Genomic DNA, 13,636 nt, shown 5'->3' with positions numbered 1-13,636 from the left:
GGTTTTTTTATTGACTAGACTTGAATGACTGTGTTTGATAGAATGTCAACTATAATTACTTAGTAAGTATTGACTATTTAATACGATGGTATATAAGGTGATCTCCGGCCTTCCAATCATTTTTAGAGGTTGTTCCAGCAGGAACTTCAATTACCTTATCAATTACATAATAGCTTTGATAAATAGAATCAGAATAGGGTGTAGTATTCTCATATATCTGGGTAATTGTATTGGTTGAATCTACATAAACTATGTCCAAAGGAATGGACGTGTTTTTCATATAGAATCCCGCTTGATAGTTTTGCTTTAATAAAAATAGCATACCTTGATTAGGCAGCAAACTATCACGCCACATTAAACCTTTGGCAATTTGAAGGTCAGTTTCTGCTATTTGCAGTTTTATAGAGCTCAAAGTATCCAATGTATTTCGATCAATTATATACGCCTTTGCTTGGTATTTGAATGTTAAATCTTCTTCAGAAAACTGTTGATTAAATGGTTTTTTACAACCTATCATACAAAATAACATTGCACTCAGGAAGATTTTGGTCTTTTTCATCAATATCTATCTATCCTTAACCAGTGTTTGCTGTGGTCTAAACATTAAGTATAAACCAATAAGGATAAAAGGAATACTCAAAAGCTGTCCATTGTTTAAGAATATTCCAAAAATTTCCCAGCCATCATGACTTGTTTGCTCCTCTTTAATATACTCTATAAAGAATCTTACTGTAAATAACAGTACAAAGAACATTCCTAGAAGATATCCTTGTTTATTCCTTTTGTCTGTTTTCCAGTAAGTAAAGTACAAAATTATAAATACGAAAACATAACAAATAGCCTCGTAGAGCTGCGCAGGATGTTTCACGGGAACTTGTTCCAGTAATGTTGCAAATTGTGGGTTGTTCACCAATTCGTCAATAGCTTTATCTCTATCTGGAATTTGAGTTTGCTGTAACAACGAGTTCATCTTATCGGTGCTCTCTCTTACAAATTTGAATCCAAAACCGTTGGTTACATCACCATTTATTTCACTATTAAATAAATTACCTAATCTTACAAAAGTTCCACCAATTGCCGTAGGTATTACAATACGATCCAAAATCCAAAAAGGCGTTTTACGATTTAGATGTTTGCGACTATAAAAGTACATGGCAATGATAATTCCTAGTGCAGCACCATGGCTAGCCATTCCCATGAAGCCTGTGAACTCAAATTCAGGATCAAACCTAAAAGGTAGTATTACATGTAAAAAGTCGTTGAAAAACACCTTTGGTTCATAAAATAAAAAATGGCCAAACCGAGCACCCACGATACAACCAATAACCGTATACATGAATAATGGGTCCAGCTTTTCAGTGGATAGTTCCTCTCTTTTAAAAATAGGTTTAATAATATACCAGCCTAGAATAAAGGCAATAACATAACTTAAGCTATAAAAATGTAATTTAAAAAATCCTAAATCTATTCCTTCAAGGGGATTCCAGACTATGTATAATGATTGCATGTAGAATATTTTCTGGGACTAAGTTAAGGTAATCCTCTTAATTTAATGACCTTATTTCTTCCATTTGATGTTACAACCTATACTAGGTTTTTGCTCTGGTGAAACCACTTTGTTACCTAGAAGAGCATCTAGAGCTTCTCGTAATGATCTGCCAGTAAGTGGTATGCCGTTTCCAGGTCTTGAATCATCTAATTGTCCACGGTATACAAGCTTTTCATTTCGGTCAAACACATAAATGTCAGGAGTGCAAGCAGCGTCATAATTACGAGCTACCTCTTGCGTCTCATCATACAAGTAAGGGAAAGGATAGTTTTCTCGATCTGCAACTTCTTTCATAAAATTAGGACCATCCTGTGGATAGTTTTCTATATCGTTGCTAGAAATCGCTACAAAACCAAAACCAGCAACACGATAATCATTTGCCACACGAACTAACTCATCATTTACATGGATTACAAAAGGACAATGATTACAAATGAACATGACAACAGTCCCGTATTCTCCTTTTATGTCTGTAAAATTCATGTGATTTTCAGTTACTGTGTCTAATAAAAAGAAATCTGGTGCTTTTGTGCCCAGTGGTAACATGTTAGAAGGTGTAAGAGCCATTTGTTTTTATTTATAAGTAGTAAAGTATGTCGGTTTGTTACGCTTTCGCGAAAGCGGAATAACTACAATCTTTAAAGTAATTTATTAATATTTGGTTACAAATTTAATGGTGAATGTTAATCATTTAAACAGAATTGTTATCTCATATCTTAAAACCCTATTAAATCCCACGGGCTTGTCCTAGAACATTATTATCTTGAAAATAAAAAATGAAAAAATCATACGATACCGTAGTTGAAGCTACACAGGACTTAAAAGACAGAGGATTTTCAATAGATTTTGATCTTGTAGAAGATGGTGTTCATAGTAAAGAACTTAAAAAAGAGTGGAAAGCTGGTGAATTAGAGGTAGTGGAGTTTCATCGTTTTGAAGGAATGACTAATCCTGGAGATAACATGATTTTATACGCCATTGAAACAAAGGATGATCAAAAAGGTATATTACTAGATGCTTATGGCGCAGACATCGAAATCTCGCGTGAAATGATTGAAAAATTAAGAATGAATGGATAAACTTAATTGGTCTGAATTTGAAAAGGTGGATATGCGTGTAGGTACTATTATAGATGCGCAGCCTTTTCCAGAAGTTCGTAACCCAGCTTATAAGTTGTATATAGATTTTGGTGATTTAGGAGTTAAGAAAACCAGTGCTCAAATTACAAATCGTTACGAATTTCAGGAGCTAATTGGTAAACAAGTGATTGCCGTTGTGAATTTCCCACCTAAACAAATCGCAAATTTTATGAGTGAATGTCTAGTGCTAGGAGTAATAGGAGTTGATAAAGATGTAATATTACTTCAACCAGGCGCTCATGCAAAAAATGGTGATAGAATAGGATAGAAGTGATTACCGTGTTATTGCAAGGATGATTAATTTTTTACAATTGAGGTTGAGCAAAAAATACTATAAAAATAAAACCAGGTGCCCTAAACCATGAAATTACAGCCATTAGTTTTTGGAGTTTTGATTGTTTTCTCTTCTTGTAAGGAAAGCAACATTTCTTCTCAAGAAGTCACAAGAAAACAGGACACTTTATTTAATAATAAACAGCTTGTATTAGATGATAGCATTCCTGTAGCTTTTCATTTTGATTATCCAGTTGGTAAACCTGACGCAATTGGTTATTATAACGCTCAACCTTTTGGAGAGAATTATCACTTAGGAGATGATTGGAATGCCGTCACTGGTGGTAATTCTGATTTAGGCGATCCTATTTTTGCCATAGGAAACGGTCAAGTGGTTGTGGCAAAGGATTATTCAGGTGGTTGGGGAAACGTTATTGTTATTAAGCATAGGCTTAAGAATGGAGCGATAATCGAATCTTTATATGCTCACTGTAGAAGAATGATGGTAAATAGAAATAATATCATTAAAAAAGGCGAGCAAATAGGTACCATAGGTAATGTAAATGGATTGTATAAAGCGCACCTTCATTTTGAGATACGTGACAGCTTAAATATGGGAATAGGGGATGGCTATTCATCAAATAGTGAAGGCTATTTGAACCCTACCGCATTCATAAAAGGTCACAGATAAGAATTAATAAAAATATCCTTATTCACTAGATTAGATGTTTATGAATAAGGATATTTTTTTGATTTAGATTTTACTACATCTGTTCTGCAAAGAATATAGCGTTCATTAATAATTTATTTGTACCATACCAAAATGCCCTGAATTGAGTATTGTCTGTAAAACCAATTACATCACCACGACCATAATTATTATGTCTAAATGGAACACTGTTTTTCAATGCTTCTAGATTAATATCACTTATATAACCACTCATTAGCGGTGAATTGGTGTAAGTAATAGGGTTTCTAAAAGAATCTTTATGTGGTTCTATGAATAATCTGGTATTGCGAAACATAGGTAACTGATCATCTTTAAAACCGAAAGCAATAGGATGTGAGCGATCTAATTTAGTTTCAAAAATAGCACCACCTATATTTTGCGCTCCATAGAAAGCAGATCGCTGTTCAAAAGAAATGTTTTCTGCTGGGTTCTCTGTTGATCTAAATTCAAGAGGTAACATTTTTGAACTACTCATCCATCTTAGAGCACTTCTATAACCGATAAGCGTTCCTCCGTCACGAGTCCATCCCTTTAATTGATCGATTACCTCATTTTCTGGACTACCGTAGGTATTAGGAACGATAATGGTGTTGTATTTAGATAAGTCTCTACGATTAAGGTCATTGATGTCGATCTTAGTTAAAGGGATGTCATAGCGTTGATCAAACAGATGCCATATCTCTCCTGCATCGTATGGATTTATACCATCGCCTATTAATAAAGCAACTTTAGGTAGTTTAAGCGCTCTGAATTGACGTGAGCCTAAATCAATTCCTGTAGTTAAGCCAGATTGAACTGGGTATATGTCTACTTTATTATCTTGTTGTAATTCAAACAATAACTCAGCTAGAGCAGTTTTACTCAATGACTGATTTTGTACTGGAATTAAAATTGTTCCATAATCATAGATACGTCCTTCAATAGAAAACGGTTCCATAGCAACTTTTGACTGAATACCTTTTGATAAAAGAGAGTTAAGAACCTTTGGGGTCTTGTACTCATTCCACGGCATTAGGTAGGCGTAATCTGATTTTCCTTGTAGTCTTGTTTTAGCATTATAAGGTGCAGATCTAACCATTCTTTGAAAACCTTTTTGTACTACGTAGTCCATGTCAAAAGCTAATGGAAAGGTCCAGGCGCTTATATCATAAAACAAACTATCTTGAAATTGCGTACGCTTTTCAAACATCGCTTTGATTAATCGAGAGTTCTTTTGGTTCAAAGGAACTTCATAGGCGTATCCCTCGGAAAAATGTTTGCCTTGGATAGTTTCATTACCAAGGAATCTCTTTACTTCAATTTTATGACGGCGTAAAATATCAGCAAGAGCATCAGTCCTGCCAGCGTCAGTATGATCACCGAAAATTATCGCGCCATTATCTGCTTCTTTTCTAGCGTTTGTATAAAAGTCCTTATGGTAATTCAATATCTTTTCTCGCATACTTACCGCAGCTTTCAACGTGCTTATTCCAGCTGTATATTGATTGCGCACCGTAAATGGGAATGTAAGTACACCATTTTCAGAATTTTGAGCGTGACCACGCGAGCTAGCTTGTTCAAAAAGTATTCCTATTGACCCATTTACATCTGGAAATGTAGATCCCTTACCGTAGTAAAAGTCGTCATAACTTTCTTCTGTATAATACAGGGATCCTATCTTGTCTAACTCGGCAGCGTGATAATTTCCTATTTCACGCGTTAATTGCTGATTCATTGCAGGTGTTAATGGGTGCGTGCGCGATGGAATTCCAGGTTGGAAAAAGAAAGTAGCATTGGTACCCATTTCATGATGGTCGGTAAGAATGTTGGGCATCCAGTTGTGAAAAGTTTCAATACGGGCTTGTGATTCTGGAAGTTGAACTGGTAACCAGTCGCGATTCATATCAAACCAATAATGATTAGTACGTCCACCTGGCCATGCTTCACTGTATTCTCTATCATACCCATCAGGAGTTACATTTTTATTTTTGTGTTGATTTACCCAACCTGCAAAACGTTGTAAGCCATCTGGGTTAAAACTTGGGTCAAATAAAATAACTGTGTTTTTTAAGAGGTTGTTTATTTCATCACCTTGTGCAGCTGCTAGATAATAAGCTAGTAGTAAAGCTGCATTTGATCCACTAGCTTCGTTACCATGTATAGAAAAACCTTGGTAGACTACGATAGGCATGTTGCTCACATCTGCTCCATCGCTGTTGGAAAGAGCTAGGTGCTCTTTTTGAATAGTGTCTAGGTTAGCATGATTCTCAGGAGACGTGATAGTAAGTAGTAATAAAGGTCTATCTTCAAAGGTGTAACCTCGATTTTCTATGGTAATTCTATCTGATTGTTGGGCTAGTACACGCATGTATTCTACAAGTTTGTCGTGTGTCACATGCCACTTACCTGGAACATATCCTAAAATGTCTTGTGGTTTAGAGATTTTGGAATCATAAGAGATGTCCTGGGGTAAGTAATAATCTAAGGTTGGGTTGACTAGTGTAGGATTTGATTGCGCTTTCGCGAAAGCGATACTAAAAACACAGCTTACTATAACTAGTATATGGCGAGTAATTTTCATGTGAATGGGAAATTTTTTTAAAAATAAAAAAAGCCTTCCGTAGGGAAAGGCTTTAAGATATATTTAAGACGATAAGTTTTATATGTCATCAAATTCTACATTAGTAAAACTTGCAGGGTGATTAGGCTCTGCAGCGTTATCATGAGCAGCAACTACATCTTCCTTTTTATAGTCTGATTGATGGCGCTCACTTATAACTTCGTCACCTTTTTCTTTAACTATGAAATTAGTAACCTCATTTAAAGTATCAGTAAATTCAGCAAAATCTTCTTTATAAAGATAAATCTTGTGTTTTTTGAAGTGATAGCTACCGTCGTCATTGGTAAATTTTTTACTTTCAGTGATGGTTAGATAATAATCATCTGCTTTAGTAGAACGAACATCAAAGAAATACGTGCGACGACCTGCGCGTACAACTTTTGAAAAAATATCTTCCTGCTCTTTGTAATCTCTATCGCTCATTTGAGTTTTTCATGGTTTATGGCTCAAAAATATAAAAAAATGTTTAAGCCAAAAGCTTTATGCTTTTTAAGTGTCTAAAATACTGATAAACAGCACTTTGTTTTTGATGTTAATCTTGATTTATGTTAATAACAAGAAGACTTATTTATCTTTTAACAACTTTAAAGGGAAACGAGTAGTATGTACAGTGAGATTAGTTGGGTTTTAATCTTGTTTTTCTAACATTTGATTTTCAAATAATTCAGCATAATAACCTTGTGCGTTTACTAGGTCTTGATGCGTTCCTTTTTCTATAATTCTACCGTCGTCTAGTACGAGAATTAGATCAGCGTTTTTAGCACTGCTTACTCGGTGACTAACGATGATTGTAGTGGTATCCTTTGTAAGCCTTTTTAAATTGCTTAGAATCTTTTCTTCAGTTTCGGTGTCCACCGCACTCAAACAGTCATCAAATAGTAAGATTTGTGGTTTCTTAATAATTGCTCTAGCTATTGAGACACGCTGTTTTTGTCCACCGCTCAAGGTTATTCCTCGTTCTCCTAGAACGGTATCGTAACCTTTTGTGAAGTTGGTTATGTTTTTGTGTACGGCTGCATTTTTTGCTGCTGTTATAATCTCTTCTTCTGTTGCATCAACCTTACCAAATGCTATGTTGTTTTTAATTGAGTCGCTAAATAAGAATGCGTCTTGTGGAACATATCCAATGGCTGCTCTTAAATCTTCAAGATTAAGTTCCTTAATAGGAATTCCGTCAATTTTTATAGAGCCTTTTTCAATGTCGTATAACCTTCCTAAAAGTTCTAGTACGGTTGATTTACCGCTACCTGTTTTACCTAAGATGGCAAGTGTTTTTCCTGCTGGAACTTTAAAGGAAACCTCTTTAAGTGCGGTAATATTAGTATCATCATAAGTGAAACTTACTTGATCAAACTCAATATTTCCTTTTACTGGCGATCGCTGTGGCTGTAAATTTTGAATTGCAGGTTCAATATCTAGGAATTCATTAATTCTTTTTTGAGAAGCTTCAGCTTGTTGTATCATATTAGTTACCCAGCCAACTACTGCTACTGGCCATGTAAGCATGTTTACATAGATAAGAAATTCGGGTATGGTCCCTACATCAATAACTCCGTCGATCACTTGTTTACCACCAATATATATGACCATGATATTACTCAATCCAATTAATAATACCATTAATGGAAAAAATAGGGCTTGTACACGTGCTAGGTCTATGTTTTTTGCTTTACTTTCATTTGCAATTTCTTCAAACTGTTGAAACATTTGACCAGATAGATTGTAGGCTTTTATTACAGAAATACCACTGAAGGCTTCTTGCGAAACCGTATTCAAATTAGACAGGTATTGTTGTACTAGCGTAGATCTTTTATTGATTTCTCTGCTGATAACGTAGATGGCTACTGCCAGAAATGGAAGTGGTATAAGAGTGTACAATGCTAGGGTAGGAGCTGTAAAGTACATTCTAGGTATAACTACTGCAAATAATGTGATCATGTTAATGCTATACATTATCGATGGTCCCATATACATTCTTACCTTGGATACATCCTCGCTTATACGATTCATTAAATCGCCAGTACGATTTTGCTTATAAAATCCTAGAGGTAGTTTTTGATATTGCTCATACACTAGATTTTTTAAGTCGTATTCTAGGTGTCTTGATACAACTATAATAAGTTGTCTCATGACAAAAGTTAATCCAGCAGCGAGAAGAGTCGCACCGATTATCCATGCAATGTTAATTAACAATTCACTTCTTAAAAATTCTTTGTCTGTAATTTTACCAGATCCATAATCATTAAGTAGGTTAATGATTTTACCTACGTATTGAGGTAATACTAGTGAAAACAGTCTGGCGGCAATGGTGACAAGGATTCCACCTATAAGTTGCCATTTGTATTTTGCAAAGAGCTTATTGAGCTTTTGTAGTTCTTTCATGTAATAAAAAAGTGACCAACAACAGGCCTGTTGTAAAATGGGTGTAATTTACATTTGGTATATTGTCCATGTGCTAAAATCACGTTATTTTTGCACGCCTTTTCTAAACAACACAGGCAATTAAAATTTCAATATGTCACAAGACTATACAAGCGTTGAAGAAATGATTCAACAGGATCCCGTTTTTGGACAGGTTTCCTTTAATAATCATGAACAAATTGTTTTTTGTAATGACAAAGATACTGGATTACGTGCCATTATCGGAATTCATAACACAGTTTTAGGTCCTGCATTAGGAGGAACTAGAATGTGGCAATACAAAAACGAGTGGGAAGCCCTTAATGATGTACTACGTTTATCACGTGGTATGACATATAAAAGTGCCATTACAGGATTAAATTTAGGTGGTGGAAAAGCCGTAATTATAGGTGATGCCAAAACCCAAAAGACTCCAGAATTAATGCGCCGTTTTGGAGAATTTGTGCACTCGTTGAGCGGTAAGTATATTACTGCAGAGGATGTAGGTATGGAAACTGAAGATATGGATACTGTGAGAGAAGTCACTCCATATGTAACTGGTATTTCACAAGATAAAGGTGGAGCAGGAAATCCTAGTCCAATTACCGCTTATGGTGTCTTTATGGGAATGAAGGCTGCTGCAAAATACAAATACGGTAGTGACATTCTTGAAGATAAAACCGTATATGTTCAAGGAATCGGTAATGTAGGAGAAACTTTGGTAGAATACCTTACTCAAGAAGGAGCTAAAGTGGTCGTATCAGACATTAATCAAGGTAAATTAGAAGAAGTTAGAGATAAGTATGGTGCTACTATTTATGGTGGGACTAATCTTTATGCTGAGAAAATGGATATCTACGCACCTTGTGCATTAGGAGCTACTGTAAATGATGATACAGTTAATTTATTAAACTGTGATATCGTTGCTGGTGCTGCAAACAACCAATTAGCCGATGAGCAAAAACACGGTAAAAGATTGCAAGAGCGTGGTATCTTATATGCACCAGATTTCCTTATTAATGCAGGTGGGATTATAAATGTTTATGCAGAGCTTGAAGGATATGATCGTACCGAAATCATGCGCAAGACTGAAAATATTTACACCACTACTATTGAAATTCTCAATAGAGCTCACGAGACTGGTGTAACTACTCATCAAGCTGCGCTTGAAATTGCACAAGCTCGCATTGATGCTAGAAAACAAGAACAACTAGCTTAATAGTTGAAAATGAATTAAGGTGTCTTATAGGAAGGACTTTGTTTTTAATTTGTTCGCTTTCGCGAAAGCGAAACTATAAGACATCTTTAATAAATAAAAACGCGTGGTGATTACCACCAGCAACAACCTTTAAAAAGGAAAAAAACGTTCTTTATGCTTACTAGAAGACAACTACGAATTAAAGTGATGCAAGCTGTATTTGCATTTCAGCGTCAACAACCAGATGAATTAAAAAGTCTAGAAACCTTTTTAAACACAAGTATGACGCAAACGTATACCTTGTTTCTATACATGGTTCAACTTTTAGTAAAACTACACGAGCACGCAGTCGATAAACACGAACTTGCTCAAAACCGTCATATCGCTACTGATGCTGAACGTAATCCCAGTCGCCATTTAATCGATAATAAAATTCTACTTAAGCTTAGAGAAAGTCAAGAGCTGGTTGATGCCCTAGAAAAACGTAAAATCGATCCATGGCATCTAGATTCAAAATACATACATAATCTATATGATAAGATTATAAGCAGTAAGGAATTTGTTTTATACGCGATGGAGGAAGAACCTTCGTTGAAAAGAGATTTAAAATTCCTACTTAATGTCTATGAAAATCTTATCGCTCCTAGTGATGAGATTATGGATTATTTGGAGGATATCAATATTACTTGGATGGATGACTATCCACTTGTCAACAGTAATATAATCATGTTTTTAAGAAAGGTAAAACCATCTAAGGATGTTAAAATGCCAGTTCTGGTTAAAGATCAAGATGATATCAAGTTTGCTATGGATTTGTTTAGAAAAACAATCCTTAATAGTGAGGAATTAGAAGGTCGTATAGAAGGTAAAACACCTAATTGGGATAAGGAACGTATTGCACCTATCGATAGTATACTTATTATGATGGCCCAGGCAGAATACTTGTACTTTCCTAGTATTCCAACAAAGGTGACTTTGAACGAATATCTAGAGATCGCCAAGGATTACAGTACTCCTAAAAGTAGCACATTTGTAAATGGTATTCTAGATCGATTACTTAAAGAACTCACAGCTCAAGACCTTATCAATAAAGTAGGTCGTGGTTTGATGTAGTAAGGCAGTATTTGAAACTTTGTTAATCTTATAGTTGCGCACTTTGCTTTCAGGTTGGATTTAATTACATTTGCTAGACTTAAAATTTAATTGAAATGAAAAAAGTAATAATGATGTTTGCAGCAGTAGCTGCGGTAGCTCTTACAAGTTGTAACAATGAATCTAAGGCTAAGATCGATGAGGCAAATTTAACTGCAGCAGCAGCAAGTAAAGAAGTTGCAGCAGATTACCCTGTAATGACCTTCAACGAGGTTGAGTATGATTTTGGTACTGTAGAAGAAGGAACTGTTGTTGAACATGAGTATACTTTTAAAAATACAGGTACAGCACCGCTTGTTGTAATAAGCGCAAAAGGTAGTTGTGGTTGTACTGTTCCTACTTGGTCAAAAGAGCCTATCGCTCCAGGTGAAGAAGGAAGTATGCTAGTAAAGTTTAATACAAACGGAAAGCCTAACAATCAAACTAAAACCGTTACCATCAAAGCAAACACTGAAAGTGGTACTGAGTCAATTAGAATCAAAGGTTTTGTAAACCCAAAGGCTAAAGCAAGTCCTAACGCTTAATTATTTTAGATGGATCAAATTCTTGCATTTGCACCTTACATATTAGTAATTGGGATTTTTTATTTCTTAATAATTAGACCACAATCGCAAAAACGTAAGGCTGAAAAGGAATTCACAGAATCTCTTAAAGTAGGAGCCAAAGTGGTTACTACTAGTGGTATTCACGGAAAAGTGAATCAAATCAATGAGGAAAAAGGTACTTTGGTTATTGAAACAGGTGCTGGAAAAATCACTTTTGAACGTGCTGCTGTAAGTGCAGAACTTTCTAAAAAAATAAACGAACCTAAATCAGACAAGAAATAAGTTTGAAATAGGAATTCATAAAAAAGCCCTAGTGCACTTGCATTAGGGCTTTTCTTTTTTGTAGAAACATTTTACTATTTAGGTTTGTCCTGACTTTTAGCAATTTGGATAGTTTCGTTTATATACTCTTTGAGAATAACGGTATCAAACTGTTCACCTTCTTTTAATTGTATGTTTCTTAGGAATTTAGTTTTTCCAGGTTGTGCGTTTCCTAAAACTTTATAAGAGTCAGATAATAATGCACCTTCATGAAACCAAATAGCGCAGTGATTTTTAAATCCAGCTAAACCAATTAAATTACGTTTACCATAACCGTAACATGGTGCGCCCCATTTAATAGAGGCCTCTAGATCAGTTTCTTCAAGAAGAATGGCAGCCTGTTCAAGCTGCTCTTTCCATTTTGGAAATTGTTCTATGTATTCGGCGGTATTAGTTACTTTAGTTTTCATTGATAGAGGATTATAATTTAGATAATATGAAGTCCATCATAATTACCATGGATTTGTTCACTACGCTTTAAATCAATTATTCAGGCTGGGCGACTAGTTCAGCAATTTTAACAATAACCTCAGTTGCCTTGACTATGCTTTCTAATGGAACATATTCATATGGTCCATGAAAGTTGTGTCCACCGGCAAAAATGTTAGGACATGGTAATCCCATGTAGCTTAATTGAGATCCATCAGTTCCACCTCTAATGGGTTTAATGAGTGGAGTGATTCCTAATTCTTTCATGGCTTTTTCAGCAACATCAACAATATGCATTACAGGCTCTACTTTCTCTCGCATGTTGTAATATTGATCGTTGATTTCAATACTAACAGCCTCTCTGTCGTACTGCTCGTTTAGGTCGCTTACCAATTTGATTAGCATTTCTTTTCTAGCTTCAAAATGCTCTTTATCATGATCGCGTATGATATAATGTAATTCGGTTTTTTCTACACTACCTTTCATATTATGTAGGTGGAAAAAACCTTGATAGTCCTCTGTATGCTCAGGAGTTTCTAATTTAGGTAATGATTCAATAAACTCACTTGCCACATACATAGAATTAATCATTTTGCCTTTGGCATATCCAGGATGAACAATTTTACCATGAAAAGTCACCACGGCACCAGCGGCATTAAAATTTTCATATTCTAATTCACCTACCTGACTACCGTCCATTGTGTAGGCCCAATCGGCACCAAATTTTTCTACATCAAATTTATGAGCTCCACGACCAATCTCTTCATCGGGTGTAAAACCTACTTTGATAGCTCCATGCTTAATTTCTGGATGGTCGATTAAATATTTAACCGCTGTCATGATTTCGGTTATACCAGCTTTATCATCTGCTGCTAAAAGTGTAGTACCGTCTGTAGTAATAATAGTTTGACCTATATAGTTTTTAAGAGATTCAAAATAATCTGGAGATAAAATGAGATCGCTTCCTTTAAGAGGTATATCACCACCATCATAATTTTCAATTATTTGCGGTTTGATATTCTTTCCTGTATAATCAGGAGTGGTGTCAAAATGAGAAATGAATCCAATCGTTGGTACCTCGTGATCGACATTTGACGGTAAAGTAGCCATGACGTAAGCATGTTCATCTATTGTAACATCACTCATTCCCATATCGATCAACTCTTGATGTAATTTACGAGCCAGGTCCCACTGTTTATCTGTACTTGGTGTCGTTGGGCTTGAGGCATCACTTTCGGTATCAATGCTTATATAGCTTAAAAATCGCTCTAGAACTTCTTCTTTATTCATCATTTTTTATT

15 protein-coding genes are annotated in these 13,636 nt (G+C 35.3%); 7 read left to right on the top strand and 8 right to left on the bottom strand.

Annotation, left to right across the window (positions count from 1 at the left end):
* Positions 1–73: 73 nt before the first annotated feature.
* Genes BST91_RS08855 through BST91_RS08845 form a run of 3 tightly spaced genes read right to left on the bottom strand, consistent with a single transcriptional unit; the run spans position 74 to position 2,116 of the window.
* Positions 74–559, bottom strand: a complete 486-nt coding sequence (locus BST91_RS08855; protein ID WP_085775184.1) for a DUF192 domain-containing protein — start codon at positions 557–559, stop codon at positions 74–76.
* Between the two features lie 6 nt (positions 560–565).
* Positions 566–1,507 (bottom strand): prolipoprotein diacylglyceryl transferase, encoded by a 942-nt coding sequence (gene lgt / locus BST91_RS08850; RefSeq protein ID WP_085775183.1) that lies wholly within the window; start codon positions 1,505–1,507, stop codon positions 566–568.
* 51 nt (positions 1,508–1,558) lie between these two features.
* The gene (locus tag BST91_RS08845; RefSeq protein ID WP_085775182.1) at positions 1,559–2,116 is read right to left on the bottom strand and encodes a thioredoxin family protein; all 558 of its coding nucleotides are present in this window, start codon (positions 2,114–2,116) and stop codon (positions 1,559–1,561) included.
* 209 nt (positions 2,117–2,325) lie between these two features.
* On the opposite strand from BST91_RS08845, the gene BST91_RS08840 reads away from it, so the two are divergent.
* The 3 genes from BST91_RS08840 to BST91_RS08830 all read left to right on the top strand — a co-directional run bounded on the left by BST91_RS08840 (position 2,326) and on the right by BST91_RS08830 (position 3,652).
* Positions 2,326–2,628 carry a hypothetical protein gene (locus BST91_RS08840; protein ID WP_042277484.1) on the top strand — a complete coding sequence of 101 codons (303 nt, stop codon included), beginning with the start codon at positions 2,326–2,328 and terminating at the stop codon, positions 2,626–2,628.
* Positions 2,621–2,956, top strand: coding sequence for a tRNA-binding protein (locus BST91_RS08835; protein ID WP_085775181.1), 336 nt, complete (start codon positions 2,621–2,623; stop codon positions 2,954–2,956). The genes BST91_RS08840 and BST91_RS08835 overlap by 8 nt, the downstream gene beginning before the upstream one ends.
* Positions 2,957–3,049: 93 nt before the next feature.
* Entirely contained in the window at positions 3,050–3,652 is a 603-nt protein-coding gene (locus BST91_RS08830; protein WP_085775180.1) for a M23 family metallopeptidase, read from the top strand.
* A 73-nt stretch (positions 3,653–3,725) separates the two neighbouring features.
* On the opposite strand, the gene BST91_RS08825 is transcribed toward BST91_RS08830, so the two are convergent.
* From BST91_RS08825 to BST91_RS08815, 3 genes are all read right to left on the bottom strand, one after another.
* Positions 3,726–6,251 (bottom strand): M14 family metallopeptidase, encoded by a 2,526-nt coding sequence (locus tag BST91_RS08825; RefSeq protein WP_085775179.1) that lies wholly within the window; start codon positions 6,249–6,251, stop codon positions 3,726–3,728.
* A gap of 78 nt (positions 6,252–6,329) precedes the next feature.
* Positions 6,330–6,713 (bottom strand): PUR family DNA/RNA-binding protein, encoded by a 384-nt coding sequence (locus BST91_RS08820; RefSeq protein WP_042277489.1) that lies wholly within the window; start codon positions 6,711–6,713, stop codon positions 6,330–6,332.
* A 204-nt stretch (positions 6,714–6,917) separates the two neighbouring features.
* Positions 6,918–8,672, bottom strand: coding sequence for an ABC transporter ATP-binding protein (locus BST91_RS08815; protein ID WP_085775178.1), 1,755 nt, complete (start codon positions 8,670–8,672; stop codon positions 6,918–6,920).
* A gap of 133 nt (positions 8,673–8,805) precedes the next feature.
* Here BST91_RS08815 and BST91_RS08810 point away from each other — a divergent pair, with 133 nt between their 5' ends.
* The 4 genes from BST91_RS08810 to yajC all read left to right on the top strand — a co-directional run bounded on the left by BST91_RS08810 (position 8,806) and on the right by yajC (position 11,867).
* Complete coding sequence (locus BST91_RS08810; RefSeq protein WP_042277493.1) at positions 8,806–9,909, top strand: Glu/Leu/Phe/Val family dehydrogenase; 1,104 nt, start codon at positions 8,806–8,808, stop codon at positions 9,907–9,909.
* A gap of 153 nt (positions 9,910–10,062) precedes the next feature.
* Positions 10,063–11,001 carry a transcription antitermination factor NusB gene (gene nusB / locus BST91_RS08805; protein WP_042277495.1) on the top strand — a complete coding sequence of 313 codons (939 nt, stop codon included), beginning with the start codon at positions 10,063–10,065 and terminating at the stop codon, positions 10,999–11,001.
* Positions 11,002–11,096: 95 nt separating this feature from the next.
* Entirely contained in the window at positions 11,097–11,564 is a 468-nt protein-coding gene (locus tag BST91_RS08800) for a DUF1573 domain-containing protein (RefSeq protein WP_042277496.1), read from the top strand.
* Between the two features lie 9 nt (positions 11,565–11,573).
* The gene (yajC, locus tag BST91_RS08795; RefSeq protein ID WP_042277499.1) at positions 11,574–11,867 is read left to right on the top strand and encodes a preprotein translocase subunit YajC; all 294 of its coding nucleotides are present in this window, start codon (positions 11,574–11,576) and stop codon (positions 11,865–11,867) included.
* Positions 11,868–11,941: 74 nt separating this feature from the next.
* On the opposite strand, the gene BST91_RS08790 is transcribed toward yajC, so the two are convergent.
* Positions 11,942–12,316 (bottom strand): DUF1801 domain-containing protein, encoded by a 375-nt coding sequence (locus BST91_RS08790; protein WP_042277501.1) that lies wholly within the window; start codon positions 12,314–12,316, stop codon positions 11,942–11,944.
* 76 nt (positions 12,317–12,392) lie between these two features.
* The gene (gene pepT / locus BST91_RS08785) at positions 12,393–13,628 is read right to left on the bottom strand and encodes a peptidase T (RefSeq protein ID WP_085775177.1); all 1,236 of its coding nucleotides are present in this window, start codon (positions 13,626–13,628) and stop codon (positions 12,393–12,395) included.
* Positions 13,629–13,636 lie beyond the last annotated feature (8 nt).

The organism is Nonlabens tegetincola (assembly GCF_002117085.1).
Classification (GTDB): Bacteria; Bacteroidota; Bacteroidia; order Flavobacteriales; family Flavobacteriaceae; genus Nonlabens; species Nonlabens tegetincola.
Note: the sequence above shows the minus strand (reverse complement) of the source record. Positions and strands in the feature narration are given on the sequence as shown.